Source organism: Kitasatospora sp. NBC_01287 (assembly GCF_026340565.1).
Taxonomy (GTDB): Bacteria; Actinomycetota; Actinomycetes; order Streptomycetales; family Streptomycetaceae; genus Kitasatospora.
Map to the genome: position 1 here is coordinate 1 of NZ_JAPEPB010000002.1, position 17,164 is coordinate 17,164.

Here is a 17,164-nt window from a genome sequence, read left to right on the forward strand (position 1 = left end):
GCTGACGCGGCGTCAGCCAGGGGGTGACGGCTGCGCCGTCACCGTGCGTGGTGTTGCCCGGCTGCGCCGGGCTGGGCGGTGCGTGGCTGGGGGAATTCGCCGGTGGCGAATTCGTGGGCGCGGCACGCGCCGTCGGGGCGGGCGTCGGGCGTCGCTGCGCTCCGCCATTTCCGTGGCATTGTCCCGGGCCTACGGCCCGTCAACCGGTCGGCTTTCCGGCTTTCTTGGGCTGGCCTTTTCACGGCCCTACGGGCCGGTTTGCTGACCGCGCTTTCCGGGCTGCGCCCGGGGGTGAGCGTTGACGATGTGACGCGGAATTCGGGTAGCGGCCCATCCCCCCGATCGGACGGGGTGCCGGCCCGGGCCTGCGGCCCTCGGTGTTGACGATGTGTCGCGGACTTCGGGTATCAGCCACAACCCCACCCCCCGGGGCCCCTCCCCCGGTCCCGGCCGACGGCCGGTCAGCCGCCTGCTTGCTGGGCTGACGGCCCTGCTTGCTGGGCTGACGGCCCATCCGCCGCCCTCCGAACGGGGCCTGCGGCCCTCGGCGGTCACCTCCGGGCACCGGTCCGGTCCGGTCCTCCCCGGCCTCCGTGGCGGGCCCTCACGGGCGCCCCGCACGGCGGCCCCTGACGGGCCCTCAACCACAGACTCGGGACCGGCATCCGAAGCGTATCCGGCGGCGTTTCCCCGGCTTCCGTACAGCTCTATCCTACCGGTTTCCGGATGGGCCCGAGACGCGAACAGCCAACCTCGCCGCAACCTTCCATCCCGGCTCTATCCGGGCGCGCTTCCAGTGAGAATGTGAATTCCCTTCCGCTCTCTTTCAGGGCAAAATCAGAAAGCCCCACGCGGCGCAGCGACAAGAAATCAAATTCAGGCACGCCGGAAAGGGGCCTACGGCCCTCGCCACCGACACCGCGACCGCCAATCCAGACCACCCGGAAAACAGCGCGCACCGCCAACCGGGCAATTCCCAGAGCAGCACCACCAAACCGAACACCGGGCCAGGACGGACCGGGGACGGCGGCCAGGGCGGGCACGGACACGGCGGGGCGAGACGACCAAGCCGGGCGCACCGGGACCGGCCTGGCGGCCGACCAGGACGCGCGGCCAGGGCGCAGCAGCAGGCGCGGCCAGGCGTCGAGGCCGGCGGCCAGGCGCAGCTGGTGCAACACGGCACCGCAACACGCCCGCCCCGGGCCCTCCCAGCCACATAACGCCTGGTCAGACCCGCAACAGGCCCCGTGTTGCACTCCGGCGCAACACCGTGTTGCACCCCCGCGTTGCACCTCGCACCCGCCGCCCGGCCGCCCGCCACCGGCCGCCGAGCACCACCACCAGGACCAGGCCGTCGAGAAGGCCGGCCTTCCCGACCGCCACCACCGAGCAGCAGCCGCGGCCCCGCCCCCGGCACCCTGTCGCACCCACCTGTCGCGCCCAGCCCACACAGGGGATCAGGGGTATCCGCCCACGTCACACCACACGACACCACCCCATCGCGACAGGCAACGCGACAAGGGGCGCGACAACCCGCCGACCACTCCCGAGCCGCCACCACAGCAGCCTCCACGGCGGCCTGACGGCCACCCAGCCACGGCGCGGCCGAGCCCCGGCGCAGCGGGACGGCGCGGCCGACCAGGACGACGGCCGCGCCCAGCAGCGGACGGGCAGGCAGGCAGGCAGGCGCCGGGGAAGCGGGAAGCCGCCGAGGCCGGCCACCCGACGGCGACCACCGAGCAGAGGGGCGCAGCAGGCCCGGACGACGCCGGGCCCGACCCCCACCAAACCGAACACCAACCCCCGCCACCACCGCACCACCGCAATTCCGACCCGAATTCACACCACCACCCGACGGCCAACCCGCCAAAACAACCACACGGAATTACCAGCGGAATTCACCCCCCAAAACAGCCCACACCACCCCACCCGCCCCCGAGACGGCGACGACGGCACCGGACGACAGCCACCACCACACACAGTCACCAAACCCCACCCCACACCCGACCCCGCCACCACCCCCAACAGGCACAACCAAAGGTCCAGACAACCCGCCCCCCAGGGCCAAAACACGGCCCACCACAACCAACAGGTCACACCCCACGGTGGGGTGAGCTACTTCTCTCCGTGGCTCGCACGCGCGGCTCCGCGCCGGGCATCCGCTGCTTCCGCGCGGGCCTGCTTCGCTGCCCGTTCGGCCAGGCGCACGGGGCAGAACTCCTCCTCCGTGCGGTGGTTCACCGCCTGGCGCAGCTTGCGGCCGGCGGGCCAACGGGAGCCGCGGGCGTGGCGACGTACGGCCCTAGGCCGCACGTCCAGGAGGGCCGCGAGCAGGCGGATCGCCCGGTGGGTGGTCTCGTCCGGGCTGAACTGGTAGTCCATGCCCAGCGGGCCGTCGGCGTACCGCTCCAGCAGCGCCAGGAGCCGTGTCTGGACGGTGCGCAGCTCTGCCACCGGGCAGTTGTCCCAGCCGCTGGCGGCGTGGGCCTGACAGGGCGCTGCGGTCTTCTTCGTCGTCGTCATGGCGCCACCCTGGCCCGGGCCAGCTGTGCACAGTGGGGCGCCGACGAAGCAGCGCAGCCCAGCCGGAGGGTCACACACGAGTGAGGGTGGATCTCCTCGTTCAGGCCCGGAGTCACCGGAACGGCACGTAGCGTGGCGGGGTATTGCTGCACTGGCAGATCGGAGATCGCACGTGTTCGACCAGGCCACCGAACTCCCGCTCCACGTCACGACCGAGGTTCTGCGCGAGGCCGCGTACCTGTCGCTGATCAGCCCGGGAACCACCAGGTTCCGCGAGAGGTGGGCCGACGGAGAGGCCACCCACGAGAGCGCACAGTACGCCGGCCTTCCCGACCCAACGCCATCGACGGCACACGCCCTGCGGTGGCTGCTGATCCGCGATGCGGAGCGCGCCACCCGTACCTACGGCCTGATCGCCCACCAGGCCCGTCACCGGTTCGACATCCCCGTGCCCTTCACAGCTGGCTGGTTGATCTCGGCCATCAAGTGGGGCGGCGGCGCGGCCGGCTCCCTGCCCATCGAGGTGGACGTCGACACCTTCGTCCTGGCCGCCACCACCGAGGCCGCGATGAAGCTGCTCTGACCCCCATCGTGTGGCATGCCGAAGGCGCCGACCATATGGGGGCCGGCGCCTTCGGCATGCCGTCGTCAGCTGGGTGTGGTGCCGCTCAGGCTGTCCTGTGGTGGGAAGTTCCGGTCGAGGATCTCGGTCCAGGTCGGCAGGGTGACGAAACGGCCGGTGTGGTCGGCCTGGGCCTGGACGAGTTCCAGGAGGGCCGTAACGAACGGCGCCGCGACGTTGTCGGCCGGGACAGCGGCTGCTGCTTCCTGAAGCCGCTGGTGGGCTATGGGGAATGCCTCCTTGGCCCTCGCGTCCTGTTCCTTGACCTTCGCGGCGCCGGCCTCCAGGAGGATCCGCTCGATTGTGTATGTGGGGCACTTGTCGGTGTGCCAGATCTCCGTGACGGCCATGTCCTGGCCGACAGAGAGAGTGCGGACGTCGCCGCTGTCCGGCCTGGCCTGGCAGTCCTGACAGTCAATAAGGCGGCGGGTGCTCGGCCGCTCGGCGTGGGAGTCGGTCACAGGGCATCGGTTCCTTCCTGTGCTGCGGGCCGGTGTGGGGCCTGGCCCGGAGCGCCTATCCAACGCCCGCTGAACAGCAAGGTCAACACCTTTCGCCAGGCACGGACCGTCAGGTCGCGCTTCGACCAGCGCCGTCCGCGACTGCGTGGTTCCGCCTGGGCAGAGGCCGAGCCCGCCGCCTGCTCGAGCGGCCGGCTACTCCGCCGAGAGCCACTTCCGATGCGCGGCGGTGGCAACGGCGAGGAGGATCCCGGTCAGCTCGACCGCTCGACGGCCCCTCGTCCTGATTGCATGGCAGTTCGGGCAGAGGGCGGCCATGTTCGAGGGGTGATCGCGGCCACCGCTTCCGATCGGGTCGATGTGGTCCACCTCCAGGATCGGCTCGCCGGCGGCAGTGACGTCATCGGGCTGCCCTGTGCACTCCGGGTTCTCGCACAACCCGCCGCAACGGAGCAGCACCGCCCGTACTGCCGCGTCGATGCGGACCGGACGGTCCGACCCCTTGCGCCGCTGTCCTCGCGTGCCCTCCTCCCGCTGTTCGACCATGGCGACCAGGCGCCGGTACTCGGCGTCGCCCGTCTCCGGCCCTGACTCGGCGACGGGCTCCTCGGGGCGCTTGGCCGAGCGCTCACAGCGCAGATGGCGCAGCCGTCCCGGGGGAAGGCCGCTCTTCTCGCACACCGGGCATACCCCCAGGCGCTGAGCCTCGGCGGGGCTCGGTTCCTCCACCACCTTCTGCGCGGGGATAGACGGTGCCGACCGTAGGGCCTGCGTTTCCTGTGCCGACGACGTGGCCGGCGGAGTCGCCATCGCTCCGGTCAGAATGGCTTCCAGCGGGGCCGTGATCGCCTGTTGGAGGTGGCGGATTCTGCGGACGGTGTCCCTCACCTCGTAGTCACCGAACCACGGGTCGTGCCCCCAGCTCTTGGTGGTTCCGTAGGACCGCACCACGCGCTCATTGCGGATCAGGAACGCGTCGTGCGGACCGAATAGGCCCATCCGCTCCCAGAGTTCTAGGAGGGCGGCCCACGCTGGCTCAGTCGGGGCCGCGAACTCGACGACCTGGTACACACGGCGGTGCCGCCCCACGCTCAACGTGCCGCCGGCGCCGCGCGACACCACGAGCCGCTCCCCCTCGATCTCCCCCGAGACCTGCTCTGCCACCGCGTGCAGAAACGCACTGACCGTTCTGTACACCACTGAGTCCCCCTCCTGGCCCCGGAGCCGACGTCGGCCTGAACCGCGTCCTCGTGCCGTCCCCACGCAACGGCCGCCTTCCGGGCCGCTGCCGCAGTAGTCCTGCCCCGATCCCCTGTATGACTCCCCCGCCGTGGCCGGGCGGTTCCTGGCCGTCGGGGGCCCGTCAGAACTGGCTTCGGCGCACCCTCGGACGGGCGGGCGAGGCCTGCTCTGTGCCGCGCAGGGCGAGGGCCGCGGTGCGGGTGCGCTCCAGCCAGCTCATGACCTGGCGCAGCGTGGCGGGGTCGAGGTTCTGGGTGAGGTTGCGGACGGCCTGGTGGTCGTCGTCGGTCAACGTGTAGAGGCCGGCGCGGTCCAGGGCGGTGTAGAGCGGTTCGGCGACTCGGCCGGCCAAGCGGCGGTGGGCAACATCGGTGGTTTGGCGGGCCTGGTGGGCGGCCTCGCGGGCGCAGGCGGCGACGTCCTGCTGGTGGCGCTCACGGCGCAGCGCGTGCTGGAGGGCGGTGTCGTGGTCGGGGTCGTAGCGCTCGGCCCGGGTTTCGGCGGTGTGGTCGCGCACGCGCTGCCACTCGGCGCAGACGATGGCCGCGGTGGCGAAGGCGGTCTCGTCCCCGGCGTCGGCGTGCCGGTCGGCGGCGCGCTCGTCGTCCCGGGCACGGTGCAGGGCCTGCTGGATGTTCTCCAGGGTCATCCCGGCCGCCCGGCGGCGGACCCGGCTGCGGACGGCGCCGAGCAGCCCGTGCTCCTGGTCGTCGGGCTCGTCCTCGTCCAGGCCGTGGTCGGTGTGGGCCGGGTGCTGGGCGAGGGCGGCGTGCAGCGTCGCGCCGGCCTCCCACGACTCGGCGTGCACCACGGGCTCCGGCACGGCGAGGCCCAGGCGGGCGCTGCGGACGATCCGGCCCTCGACCAGGGCCACCCAGCCGTCCAGGCCGTCCACGTCCTTCTCCACCCAGCCGCGGGCCAGGCTGGCGCCGTGGTGCAGAGTGCGGATGCCGTCATGCCGGGTCCAGCGCAGCCACATCGAGCCGCGCACCGACGGGGAGTCGAGGATCGGGCGGCCCAGGTCCCGGTCGCCGGGCGTGGGCCGGCTGCTGTACAGGGCCAGGTCCAGCCGATCGGGTGCGGCGGCGGGGTCGGGGCGGGTGGTGTCGGTCATCGCGCGGTGCCTCCGGAAGTCGGGAACGAGGTGCGACGGCCGTCCCGGCCTGGGTGGGCCGGGACGGCGGGATCTTGCGGGGAGGGTCAGCCGGTGACGGTCTCGGCGTGCCGGGTGAGCGCGTCCAGGAGCGCGGCCTGGTGGTCGGTCAGCTTGCCCTCGGTGCGGGCCTTGTCCTGCTTGCGCAGCCAGGTGCCGGGCCGGAAGGCCGGGTCGGCCCCGCCGCCGGTGCGGTTGGCCGGGCCGTCGAGGGTGCCGCCGGCGGCGAGGTAAGCGAGCAGGCGGCGGTAGGAGCGGTTCCAGTCGGGCTCCAGGCGCCACAGCTCGTCCAGCGAGTCGAGCTTGGCGACCTGGTCCGTGGTGAGGTTGTCGGCCTTGCGCTGGCGGCGCATCCAGGCGCCCACCGCGTAGTCGTCCAGCTTCGCGGTGGCGGGGATTGCCAGGTGACCGTGCTGGTGGTGGAAGGCTGCGGCGTAGGCGGCCCCACGTTCCCAGGCGTTGGCGTTCTTCGACCAGATCATGCCGAGGGCGTCCAGCTCGCTGATCCGGGCGGCGTCGAGGAGGCGCTGGCCGTGGAGGTGGCGCTGGCGGGTGAGCCAGGAGATCAGCTCGGCGTGCTTGGTCTTGTCGGTGGGGTCGAGGTGGCCGTGCTGGAGGTGGAAGACCGCCGCGACGGCGTGCATGCGCTGCCACTCGACCGCGCGCGGGTTGAACGCCCGCAGCTTGACGGTCTGGAGGATCCGCGCGGCGTGCTGCTTCGCGTTGATCCGCAGCCACTCGATCGGCGACTCCACCGGGGCCGGCTGCTGCTCGCCCTCCCCGGCCCCGGCAGCCTGGCTCTCGGCCGGCGTGGCCGCGGTGGTGTGCGCGGTGCCCTGCGAGCGGCTGGCGCGCAGCTCGGTGATGCGGCCGACCACCCGGGCGTCGTGCGCGGCCAGGGCGCGCAAGACTCGCCAGATCGTACGGAAAGAGGAGGCCTCGATCTCGGCGTCGGCCTCGGCCTTCACGGCCTCGCCCGCGTCGTGGACCTCGGCCGGGTGCGCGGTGGCGGTGTCGTCGCCGATCTCCGGCGTCGGCAGGTAGACCGGGATGATGACCCAGCTAACCTTGCCCTGGCGGTAGGACTGGCGCAGCGCCCGGCCGACGGCCTGGACGATGTCGATGACGCTCGACTTCGGGTCCGCGAAGCAGATGGCGTCCACGGCGGCGACGTCGATGCCCTCCGTCAGGAGCCGGCTGTTGCAGAGGATGCAGCACTCCTCGCCGTCCTCACCGGTGGCGGACTTGAACGTGGTGAAGGCGGCCCGGCGGTCCTTGAGCCGGTCGGTGCCGGCCACGGCGAGGGCGGTCAGTCGCTCCGGGCGCTCCGCGTCGGGCAGCAGTTCCGCGGTCTCCAGCAGGGTGCTCGCGAACTCCCGCGCCGTGGACACCCGGGAATGGAAGGTGATGACCCGGCGCAGGTCGAGGTCGGCGACGGCGCGCAGCACCGCGATCTGCAACGCGAGGCGCAGCAGCTCCTCGTTGCTGCGCTGGGAGCGCAGGTCGGCGACGGCCGGGAGGTTGAGCAGCTCGCGCAGATCCTCGTCCGTCACCACCGGCACGAGCACCCGGTAGTCGGCGAGGTAGCCGTGTTCGATGCCCTGGCCGAGCGTCCAGGTGAAACAGACCTTGCCGTAGATCTCCTCCGAGTCCATGGAGCACAGGACGGGCAGCTTCTCGGCGCCTTCGGTGTCGGCGAGGTCGGCCAGGCCGTCCTTCGCCCGCCGGTCGTCCGCGATCCGCGGGGTGGCGGTGAAGTACAGCCGGCGCTTCGCCGGGACCTGGGCGTCGTCGTGGACGGCCGCCCACGCCTTCCCTTCGGCGCCTGCCGTGCGGTGGGCCTCGTCGATGATCACGAGGTCCCACTGGGCCAAACCCCAGCCCTGGTGGGCCTGGACGATGCGCTCCAGCGAGGCGTAGGTGGCGTACACGGTGACCGGCTGGTTGTCCGGGGCGCCGTTGACCAGGTCGGTGATCCGGACGGCCTGTGTGGTCACCTGGGCGTGGACCCGCCCGCCGGCCTCCGCGCTCTCCAGCGCCTCCTCCCGCGAGCACGCCGCCACCGCCAAACCCCGACGCCCGCCCCGCAGCGACCACGCCTCGGCGGTCTGCTCCAGCAGCTCGATCGTCGGCACCAGCACCAGCACCCGGCCCCGAGCGGCCAGACGCCGGGCGCAGCCGGCCGCGATCAGGGTCTTGCCGGAGCCGGTCGCCGCGACCACCGTCGCCCGGCCGCCGTCCTTCACCTCGCGCACCGCGGCCGCGACGGCGTCCTTCTGGAACCAGTGCAGCGGCAACGGGTTCACGACAGTGCCGGACGGCTGCGCCGGGACCGGCTGAGCGGCTGCGGCGCGGAACGCGGCCGGCACGTCGGCCTCGGTGGCGGTGGTGGTCTCCACGGCAGTGCTTCTCCTTCGGATGCTGAGACGGCTCGGCGAGGCGCTCGGTGCTGTGGGAGGGTCGGGGCGGGCGGCCTCTCCCCGGGGCCAGGTCATGGATGGGGAGAGGCCGACCGGACTGTCTACTGCTGCTCGGGCGGCACCCACCCGCGGACTTCCAGGTAGGCGATGTCGGCTTCCTCGACAGCGCGGCCGGTCTCCACCAGCCAGGCCCGCATCGCCTCGGTGACGTCGCCGTGATGGTCCGCGACGCGCTGGGACCACTCGGCGGCGTCGAACCCGCCCGTGGAGGCGGAGCCGTAGGTGCGCTCCTCGGTGCCGTCCGCGCGCGGGATGAAGCCGCGGCGCAGACCCGGCGAGTCCTTCTCCGACCCGGCCGAGTACGTGTACTGGTTGGCCTTCATCCGAACCGTGAAGGCCAGGCGGCCGCCGGCCTGGCCGGTCTCGTGGACGACCGGCGCGAGGTGGGAGGCGCCGGACTTGATGGCCTGCTTCCCGGCGCGGCCGGCCATCGACCCGCCCGCCTCACCGACGACGTCCTTGCCGCGCACCCGGGCCTTCTGCCCGGTCTTGGTACGGCGGCGGCTGGTGTTCGCCTCCGCGATGCCGGACAGCGCCTCCTCGTCCCGCTCGCCACCGCGCACCGCGCGCACGACCTGGCGCAGCGCGCCGACGAACGCCTTGCCCTTGCCCTTGGTGAAGAACTGGGACACCAAGCTCGCGTCGCGGCCGAGCATCTTGGCAACCTGGCGCTTGGTGTAGCCCTGGTCGAGCAGCTCCTGCGTCAGGCGGGCGGCCTCGTTGGGGTTGTTCGGGTCGGCCGGGCTCACCGGTCAGCTCCCGTCTGCGTGAGTTCGGCGCGGCCCAGGCCGCGCAGCTTGAGGTACTGCTCCTGGCTGGTCGGGTGCTCGACCGGGCCGGTGAGGTGACCCTTGAGGAGGTAGTCGCCCGGCTCCCCTCGGTACGGCCACGGCTGGCGCTCGGTCAGGGCGATGCCGTCCGTGCCGAAGTAGACGACCGTGCCCGGCTTCGCGTGCAGCGCCCCGGCGTAGCCGATGACCTCCTTGCCCTGCCGGTACTTCATGTCCAGCAGCGCCGCCCGGGCCCCCGACCACACGTACGCCGCCCACTCCGGGTGCGCGTAGGGGTCGCGGGAGAAGCCGGCCTGCCGCTGCCAGGTCACCACCTCGCCGTCCTGGCCCAGGATCTCGACCCCGGCCGGGAGCGCCTCGCCCAGCGGGGTGGTGCCGGAGACCAGGCGCGGGCGCTGCGCGAAGCCGCCCAGGCCGAACAGCAGCACCGACCGGACCGCCCGGGAGGCGAGGTAGGCCGCCTGCCGCTGCCGCTCGTCCCCGTGGATGCGGGAGAGGTTGGTCAGGTCCGCCCAGGCGGCCTTCAACCGCTTGCCCCACTCGTCCAGCGGCTTGCCGTCCTCGAACAGCAGGCCACCGAGGATCTCGACCTTCCACGGCATCAGGTGGTTGGACAGCGCCAGGTGGACCTCCGCACCGCCCGCCCACGTGGTGAACGTGGCACCCGGCTCCGAGGGATAGACCCAGGCCCGGTCACCGGTCACCGGCGCGGGCAACAACCCAACGTGGTTCCACCCGGCCGGGACGGTCACCCGCACGTTCCAGTGCGAGCAGGACATCAGCGCCTTGACCTGCTCGGCCTCCGTCATCGCGGCGAACGCGGCGGCGGTGATGCGGCGCGGCACACCGACCGGGCTCTTCCACAGGTGCTTGGCGTAGGCGAAGGTGCGGTCGTACTCGACCAGCGCGGGCAGCTGCTCCGGCACCCGGGGAGGCAGGATCAGCTCGGTACGGCCCTGACCGCCGGTCGCGTGCAGCAGACCCCGCAGCTCCTCCGACAGCACCGGATAGCCACCCGCCCACTTGCCCGTGGTCGGGATGGTCCGCGACCACAGGTCCCGGCCCGTCTGGCTCGGGGAGCCCATCAAGACCGCGTCGTCCCAGTGCCGGCGCAGCGCCTGCCACAGCAGCGTGAACGCCTGGCGGCAGGTGACGACGTCGGCGCTGTCCGGGTCGAACCACTCCCCCATCGAACGGATCTCGGTGCTGCCGCTGTCGGGGGCGGCTGCGGGGGCGTAGCGGCCGACCGGCTGGCGCTGGTGGACGAAGTGCCCGGCGAGCTTGTCCCGGCCGGAGCCGACGGCGGTGGTCCACCGCTCGCTGGGGGTGTTGAGCCAGGCGGCGACGGCGTCCTTGAGAGTGGAGTAGCGTTCGGCGCCGTCGTGCCAGGGGGCGCCGGCGGTGATGTAGATGCGTTCGGTGCCGGGCGCGGTGGCCTGGACGGCGTCCAGGATCTCGCCCGGGGTGCGGGCGCCGAGGTCCAGGCGCACCACGCGGTCGCGCACCGCCAGGTCGCCGGTCGCCGCGTCCAGGAACACCGTGGAGCGGGCCTGCTGGACGAAGTTCGGGCGCTTGGACACCAGCCCGGTGGTCACGGCCTCGAACCGCGCGCCCGCCGGGCCTTCGGGAAGGGTCGGCAGCTCGCGCGGCCCAGCAGCGACCGGAGCGACCGGAGCCGCCGGGACGACCGGCTCAGCGGCGACGGGCGCGGCCGGGGCTGGCTGCTCGACGATGGCCTGGTCCTCGACCACGGTCGGCGCCTCGACGGCCGGGGCGATCGGGGTCGGCTGCTCGACGACGGCGGCAGGGCGAGTCAGCGCCGGGGCCACCGCGGCGGCGGGCTCGGCCTCGGCCACGGGCGCCGGGGCGGGCGCAGCGTCGGCGGCGGCCTGGTCGTCGGTCTTGGCGGTGCGGACGGCGGCCGGGGTCGGGTCCAGCAGCGGCGCGATCCGCACGACGTCGCCGACCGACAGCCCGGAGGCCTTCGCGATGGCCGGCGCCTGGGCGCCCTCGTACCCCGCCAGCCCGGCAACCCGGCGCGCACGCTGGGCGGTGAGCTTGTCCAGCTCCTTCTGCGCGGCAGCGACCTGCTTCTCGGCGGCCGTGATCTCGGTACGCAGCTCGCGCAGACCGGCGAGCTCGGCGGTGTACGTCTTGCGGTCCATCAGGCTTACTCCCCCTCGGCGGTGGTGTCGGTCGTCGGGTTGGTGGTGACGTAGGCGATCGGGCCACCGGACACCGATGCCAGGCGGGTGCCGAGCAGCAGGCCCGCCAGGCGGGCCTCCTCGGGGTCGGTGGGGTCGGCGGCGTTCGCGGGAGCGGTGAGGTCGGTCAGGTAGCCGGCCAGGCGCGCCTTCGGGAAGCGGAAACGGGCCGCGGTGCCGACGGTGCCGTCGGCCTCCCACTCGGCCAGGCCGGTCAGCACCGCGACCACGAACCCGGCCACCGTCACCGGCAGCACCCCGCCGGCCGCGACCCGGGCCGGGTCGCACCGCCACCAGCCCGACAGCGCGGCCAGCAGCTGCACCTGGTCCAGTGCGGTTCCGAAGCCGATCCACTCGCGGTCCGGCTCGTCCACCTTCGCGGGAGCGTCCGAGCGCAGTACCGCGACCTCGGGCGTGCCGAGCACGGTCAGGTCGGCGATGGGCCGAGCCTGGAGTGCCTGGAGGGCGGCCAGCGGGAACACCTGCCGGCCCTGCTCGCGCACACCGGGGACCACTCCGGTGGCCAGCAACTTCTTCACCGTCGGGATCGAACACCCCAACGCCGCACCGGCTTGACCCGTCGTCACGAACACACCCACAACCTCCACGCCTATTCATCTAACTTAAAACGCTAGGACGACCCTACGCCTCCCCGCCGACACTGTCCACGCCTTTTTAGTAAGTCGTAAAAGCATGCGGGGCGCGACGTCAACGCTCGGGCCTCGCTCGCCACCGGCCCTTCGGGAGACCATCCGCGCCGCCCCAACGACCCTGGTGTCCAGCGTGGAGCGGACCAAGCCGCAGGATCCACCGACAACGGCCGCGGCCGGTCGGGCGGCGGCCTGTCACCCTGCGGACATGGTCGAATCACCACACTCCCGGGCCGGGCCCTGCCAGGCGCAGCGCAGCGGCCCCACTGACCGTGAGCGCTGCCCCGAACCGGCGCGGTTCGTGATCCACCGGCACCTCGACTCGGAACAGGTCGTCTGCGTCGGCCATCTGGGCCCCGTCATCCTGCACGCGCCCAACGTCTACTGGCCGCCGCAGATCTCGCTGGTCGATGCGAACGAGCACCCCGAGCTCGCCGTCGTCACCGGCGCCGACAGCGACCAGCGGAAGCAGCGCGCGAAGGACTGGGCCGCCCATCTCCTGGAGGAGGACCTCGCGCCGATCTCCAACCCCGCACTGGACCTGACCTGACGGTCCTGGAGGACGCCAACCACCTCGTGTCGACCGTCCTGGCCGTCAGCCCCAGGCGGCGGTCCAACGAGGTCCTCGGCGCTCTCCTCGGTGCCGTCGAAGCGCAGCTCGCCACCAAGGGCCCGAGCACCGTGCCGGCGGTTCTGCGCGGCTACGCCGCAGCCAACAAGAGGGTCAACGGCGGAAAGGACTGGGCCACCGTCCTGCACCTGCGCCAGGCTCGGACCGCCGCCGAGATCGGCCGCGTCGTCAACTCGGACATCGGCCACACCGCCGAAGGCGCGGCCCGCATCGCCTCCGGGCTGCTGCGCCTGGCCGCCGCCCTCAACGGCCTCCAGGTCAAGGGCTCCGACGGTGCGGTCCCCGTCAAGGTGATGTACCAGCAGACCAAGCAGGTGCTCGCCAAGGTCCGCCAAGCCGTGGACCAGGACGTGCGCGGCGAGCTCGCCCGCGCCGGCCACCGCGTGTAGGGGCATGCGCTTGCCGCCTGGCCAGTGCCCGGCGGCCGCGGAGCCCGGGCACCGCGATGGTGTCCGGGCTCCAGCCCGTCCCCTACACGGAGCTGGTTGTGTGTCAGGCCTCGATGGTGAAGGCCGGCTCGTACCCCTCATCGACTTTGATGTCCTCGTACACCACGGTCTGGCACAGCCGGTTCCACCGGTGGCCGAGGAAGAGGGAGAGTCCCATCGGGCAGGCCAGGAAGAGGTGCATGCGCCGGACCGGGCGGGTCACGCCGCGGAGGTGGTCACGGATTCCGACAGTCAGGGCGTTGGCGGCCGTGCTGTCGGGGACAGAGCCATCCTTCGCTGGCCCGCCGGGCGGGGTGAGGACGATGAGCTTGGAGACGGGGACGTGCTGCTCGCGCAGGTACGTCATGACGTCCTTGATCGGGTCGGTGGCGACGGCGACGGCGACGGCGACGGCGAGCTCGTCGCCCTGGTCGACGGGGTGCTCCTCGGCGCCGGGGGCCAGAGCGGTGTCGAACGGGTCGCTGGTGGACCAGAGTTGCCCGCGCTGCATGACGGCGAGGTCGGCGCCGGTCACCATGCGGAAGGCGGTACCGACGAGGAAGGCCGGGGCCAGGCGGATGCTGCCGGTGACCGAGACGGCGGTGCTGCCAGCGGGAAGGCGGCCCGGGGTGGCCTCGATGTCCCTCTGGAGCTGCTCCCAGGTATTCGGAGGCAGGGGGCGGCGCTTGGTGTAGTCGGAGTCGCCGTCGAATCGGTCGACCCAGTCGAGGGCGTGGTCGGCGTCCGGGGCAAGTAGGGTAGTCCTGTACGGCGCGCAGCAGTCCCACTTGCATGGCTGCCAGGCGCAGTCCATCCAGGTGAGGGGTGGTCTCGGCCGTGGTGAGGATGTCGTGCAGGTCCTCCGCGCTGATCACGGGGACGACGACGCGGTAGTCGGCGAGGATGCCCTGGGCGATGGCTTCGGCCAGTTCGAGGCGGAAGACGACGGGTCCAAACAGTGCGGGGTTGTCCATCGATGCCAGTGGTTGCTTGTACGCGCCGGGTTTTCTGGACTTCGGGTGGCTCCAGCGGCGTGGCGTCGCCGTCATGTAGAGGCGGCGCTGCGCGGGGATCTGGGCATCATCGTGGATGTCACCCCAGCTCTTGTCGAGGCTGCCGGTGGTGTGATGGGCCTCGTCAGCGACGGCGAGGGCCCACTCCGGCAAGCCGTGGCGGCGGTGGGCCTCGACGATCGCGGGCAGGGACTGGTAGGTGGAGAAGACGATGGTCGGGCCGCTGTGGTCGGCGACACGGCGGGCGAGTTCGGCCGGGCTGGTGGTGAAGGGGATGCACAGGGCGCCTCGGCCGGACGGGGGCAAGGCGCAGACCGCGATGTGCTTCTCGTCCGGGCGGCCGCAGTCCCACTCGCGTGCTGTCTGCGCCACCAGTTCCTGGCTGGGGGCGAGCACGAGGATGTTGCCGTGGGGGGTGTAGGTGTCGGCGCTGGCCCGGGCGATGACGGTCTTGCCGGTGCCGCAGGCCGCGACCACGGTCACTCGTGGGTGGCGTTGGAGGCCTGCGGTGATGGCGCTGACGGCGCGTTGTTGGTGCGGGCGCAGTCGGATGGGCTGGTGGGGCACGTGAGGCGTCCTCGGCGACCGGCAACTGGATCGGCGGGGCGGTCGCCGTGCCTGCACGGCTCGTGCCCCGCTCCGGGACACCTATTCGATCGTCGTTCCGGTATCCCCTGTCAAGCAAAGCGTCGGTATTCTCGTCGATTTGACTGCCGGGGTGGCGCCTTCAGGACCGTGAATGTCATTCTGGTTTGTTCGGTTCGCCTTGATGCCGCTGTTCCGCGTGAATCGGCTGAGGTGCAGGCGCCGAGGAGCGCCTCGCCAGGTCACCGAGCCAGCACCCTCAGCCGGGTTTCAGCAGGCAGGACAGGAGTCGCCCCGCCAGGCGGCCGAAGGTGACGTGTCCCGCACCCCGCAGTGCGGTGGCCGACCGCTTCAGCCGCCTTCTGCGGCGGCAGCCCTTCGGACGCGAGGAAACGCTTCTCCCATTCGACCGGCAGAGCGTCTTTTCTCATATCCGGCAGATCGTTGTCAAGAATTGGTGCGCTCTGCCGGATTCTTTTCCCTCTTCCTGCTCCTCGTGCCGCTCGGCGTGGTAGCCATGGCCGCAGAGGTGAGGGAGGGTCATGGATTCGGTGACGGGCTCGGATCGGGTACGGGTGCGTGAGCTGCCGTTGCACGTCCGGTTCATGGCGGGCGAGTCGACCGGCTCCTACGTGACCCGCCTGGCCGGCCGAAACGGGCTCGAGGTCCAGCAGTTGCTGGACGAGGTCGGGCAGGGCAGCACGAGAGCCGTCGCGCCGCAACTGACCGAGCTCTACCTCAACCGTCCTGCCGCCGAGCGCCTGGCCGCCCTGGCCGGCCGTCCGCTGGAGGTGATGCGGCGGGCGCTCGCGAGCCTGGACGCGGCGTACCTGCTCGACGACGGTGACGGCACTCCCGCCTGGTCGTTCCCGTGGGCGGTGCGGGACGGCTATCTCGTGCGGGCCTGCGCGTTGTGCGCGGCCCGCCGCGGCATCGGCGAGCCGGCCTGGATGATGGTGGCGGACCCCTGGCACCTGTGCGCCCGGCACGCACGATGGTCGGACAACTCCCGTGATCCACAGACCCCTTGGATCGACGTGGCTGACTGGCCGCGGATCCTGGCGGCGGAACGCCAGCGGGTGGCCATGGAGCGGCCCCTGGGCCGCACCGCACGCGCGCTGTTCGCCGACGCGCGCACGATGAGCAGAACCGAATCGAGCGCGCCGGACAGACTCCGGTCGATGGCCGACCGGCTCGGGGAGGCGCGGGCCGCCTCCTTGTTGTCCTACCCGCACAGCGTGCGCATCGCCCGCGTCCTGGCGCAGGCCGAGCGTCGCCGGCTCGGCCGGGAACTGACGGCGGACTCCTACGAGGACTGGTTCACCCGCAGTTCACAGGAGTTGGGCCCCAGGTACCGGGAAGTGCTGAGGCGGTGGATGGAGTGCCACAAGCCGGTGCCGGGCCCGGGGTCAAAGCGCGGGGACGGATTGAGGCGGGCTGTGCTGGTCGCACCGCACACACGAATCGCGCCGCTGGATTCGGTGCAGCAGCTCAGCTGCCTGCCCTCCGGCCCGGTGGCCAGCCCGTTCGATCGGCCCTTCCTGTGACGGCCGTAGTCCGCGAGGAGCAGGGGCCGCCCTCGACGGGCGAGGCGCCCCTTTCATCCGCCAAAAGCAGATCAGGGACGAGTGGGATGCGGCACGGGAGAGGTGATCTTGTGCAGGTGCGGGTGCGTTACCGCGACGTGGACGGGCGGGTGCGTGAGGGGGGCCCGGACCAGGTGCGGGCAGTGCCGCTGGAACGGTGCGAGCCGTTGCGTGAACCGCACGCCTACAACGGCCGCACCTCGATCTTGACGCGGTACTGGTCGGCGACCACCGGCGCCATGGTGGTGTGCGGCAGTGAGCGGCTGATGCACGCGGCCATGCTGCTGGACTTCGACGCGGCCATCACCTGCTTCTCGGCCTGCGCGACCGAGATCGCCTGGGAGGACGGCAGCGCCCACGGGACGGCCAGCCCGGCGTTCTTCGCCCGCACCGCCGACGGGCGACGGCTGGCGATCGTGCACCCGGGCCGCGCGGAGCCGGACGGCGCGCGCGAACGCCAGGCGCTGGAGATGGCGGCGCAGGCCGCCGGGTGGACACTGACGAACCTGGACGTCCCCATCGGAGTGCGGCTCGCGTGGCTGAAGGTGGTGGCCAACTTCCGGTTCCCCGAACTGTTCGACGCAGCGACCCGTCCGGCCCTGCTGGACGCCTTCCGCCAGCCCCGCCCGCTAGTCCACGGAGTAGCCGAAGCCGGCCTGCCCGACACCGCCCTCGCCCACGCCTGGCACCTACTGTGGCGCGGCGACCTCCTCTTCGACCAGGAACGGCCCCTGATCCCTGTCTCTGCGGCGTGGACCGCCGACACAGCCCACCGGCAGGAAGCGTCGTGACGCC

The 17,164-nt window shown here is 72.2% G+C and carries 14 protein-coding genes and 1 pseudogene; 5 read left to right on the plus strand and 10 right to left on the minus strand.

The window, feature by feature from the left end:
• Positions 1-2,115 precede the first annotated feature (2,115 nt).
• Complete coding sequence (locus OG455_RS36705; RefSeq protein WP_266288770.1) at positions 2,116-2,523, minus strand: hypothetical protein; 408 nt, start codon at positions 2,521-2,523, stop codon at positions 2,116-2,118.
• Between the two features lie 172 nt (positions 2,524-2,695).
• On the opposite strand from OG455_RS36705, the gene OG455_RS36710 reads away from it, so the two are divergent.
• Positions 2,696-3,106, plus strand: a complete 411-nt coding sequence (locus tag OG455_RS36710) for a hypothetical protein (protein WP_266288772.1) — start codon at positions 2,696-2,698, stop codon at positions 3,104-3,106.
• Between the two features lie 65 nt (positions 3,107-3,171).
• Here OG455_RS36710 and OG455_RS36715 read toward each other — a convergent pair whose 3' ends face one another.
• From OG455_RS36715 to OG455_RS36745, 7 genes are all read right to left on the minus strand, one after another.
• Complete coding sequence (locus OG455_RS36715) at positions 3,172-3,606, minus strand: hypothetical protein (RefSeq protein ID WP_266288774.1); 435 nt, start codon at positions 3,604-3,606, stop codon at positions 3,172-3,174.
• Positions 3,607-3,801: 195 nt separating this feature from the next.
• The gene (locus OG455_RS36720; protein WP_266288776.1) at positions 3,802-4,806 is read right to left on the minus strand and encodes an HNH endonuclease signature motif containing protein; all 1,005 of its coding nucleotides are present in this window, start codon (positions 4,804-4,806) and stop codon (positions 3,802-3,804) included.
• A gap of 163 nt (positions 4,807-4,969) precedes the next feature.
• Positions 4,970-5,962, minus strand: a complete 993-nt coding sequence (locus tag OG455_RS36725; RefSeq protein ID WP_266288778.1) for a hypothetical protein — start codon at positions 5,960-5,962, stop codon at positions 4,970-4,972.
• 86 nt (positions 5,963-6,048) lie between these two features.
• Positions 6,049-8,400, minus strand: a complete 2,352-nt coding sequence (locus OG455_RS36730) for a DEAD/DEAH box helicase (RefSeq protein WP_266288780.1) — start codon at positions 8,398-8,400, stop codon at positions 6,049-6,051.
• Positions 8,401-8,522: 122 nt separating this feature from the next.
• Positions 8,523-9,230, minus strand: coding sequence for a helix-turn-helix domain containing protein (locus tag OG455_RS36735; protein WP_266288782.1), 708 nt, complete (start codon positions 9,228-9,230; stop codon positions 8,523-8,525).
• Positions 9,227-11,437 carry a hypothetical protein gene (locus tag OG455_RS36740; RefSeq protein ID WP_266288784.1) on the minus strand — a complete coding sequence of 737 codons (2,211 nt, stop codon included), beginning with the start codon at positions 11,435-11,437 and terminating at the stop codon, positions 9,227-9,229. Before OG455_RS36740 ends, OG455_RS36735 begins: the two co-directional genes overlap by 4 nt.
• A 5-nt stretch (positions 11,438-11,442) precedes the next feature.
• A complete protein-coding gene (locus tag OG455_RS36745; protein WP_266288786.1) occupies positions 11,443-12,015 on the minus strand; it encodes a DNA-binding protein in 573 nt (190 codons plus the stop codon).
• Between the two features lie 319 nt (positions 12,016-12,334).
• Between OG455_RS36745 and OG455_RS36750 the strand changes: the two genes are divergently transcribed.
• Both OG455_RS36750 and OG455_RS36755 read left to right on the plus strand, forming a co-directional pair.
• On the plus strand, positions 12,335-12,676 hold the full coding sequence (locus OG455_RS36750) for a hypothetical protein (RefSeq protein WP_266288788.1): 342 nt from the start codon (positions 12,335-12,337) through the stop codon (positions 12,674-12,676).
• Positions 12,677-12,702: 26 nt separating this feature from the next.
• Positions 12,703-13,146 carry a hypothetical protein gene (locus OG455_RS36755; RefSeq protein ID WP_266288790.1) on the plus strand — a complete coding sequence of 148 codons (444 nt, stop codon included), beginning with the start codon at positions 12,703-12,705 and terminating at the stop codon, positions 13,144-13,146.
• A gap of 103 nt (positions 13,147-13,249) precedes the next feature.
• Here OG455_RS36755 and OG455_RS36760 read toward each other — a convergent pair whose 3' ends face one another.
• Together OG455_RS36760 and OG455_RS42290 are read right to left on the minus strand one after the other, a co-directional pair.
• Positions 13,250-13,999, minus strand: a complete 750-nt coding sequence (locus OG455_RS36760) for an SAVED domain-containing protein (RefSeq protein ID WP_266288792.1) — start codon at positions 13,997-13,999, stop codon at positions 13,250-13,252.
• Positions 14,000-14,225: 226 nt separating this feature from the next.
• A pseudogene (locus OG455_RS42290) lies at positions 14,226-14,846 on the minus strand (DEAD/DEAH box helicase family protein); the annotation flags it as partial.
• Positions 14,847-15,325: 479 nt separating this feature from the next.
• On the opposite strand from OG455_RS42290, the gene OG455_RS36765 reads away from it, so the two are divergent.
• Positions 15,326-16,330 (plus strand): TniQ family protein, encoded by a 1,005-nt coding sequence (locus OG455_RS36765; RefSeq protein ID WP_266288794.1) that lies wholly within the window; start codon positions 15,326-15,328, stop codon positions 16,328-16,330.
• 116 nt (positions 16,331-16,446) lie between these two features.
• Positions 16,447-17,160: a TnsA-like heteromeric transposase endonuclease subunit gene (locus OG455_RS36770; RefSeq protein WP_266301107.1), complete on the plus strand. Its 714-nt coding sequence runs from the start codon at positions 16,447-16,449 to the stop codon at positions 17,158-17,160.
• The last annotated feature ends 4 nt before the right edge of the window (positions 17,161-17,164 follow it).

Bases quoted from the DNA above. Each gene is read 5' to 3' on its own strand.
- OG455_RS36705 (WP_266288770.1), bottom strand. From the start codon at position 2,523: ATGACGACGACGAAGAAGACCGCAGCGCCCTGTCAGGCCCACGCCGCC.
- OG455_RS36725 (WP_266288778.1), bottom strand. From the start codon at position 5,962: ATGACCGACACCACCCGCCCCGACCCCGCCGCCGCACCCGATCGGCTG.
- OG455_RS36740 (WP_266288784.1), bottom strand. From the start codon at position 11,437: ATGGACCGCAAGACGTACACCGCCGAGCTCGCCGGTCTGCGCGAGCTG.
- OG455_RS36750 (WP_266288788.1), top strand. From the start codon at position 12,335: ATGGTCGAATCACCACACTCCCGGGCCGGGCCCTGCCAGGCGCAGCGC.
- OG455_RS36760 (WP_266288792.1), bottom strand. From the start codon at position 13,999: ATGGACTGCGCCTGGCAGCCATGCAAGTGGGACTGCTGCGCGCCGTAC.
- OG455_RS36765 (WP_266288794.1), top strand. From the start codon at position 15,326: ATGGATTCGGTGACGGGCTCGGATCGGGTACGGGTGCGTGAGCTGCCG.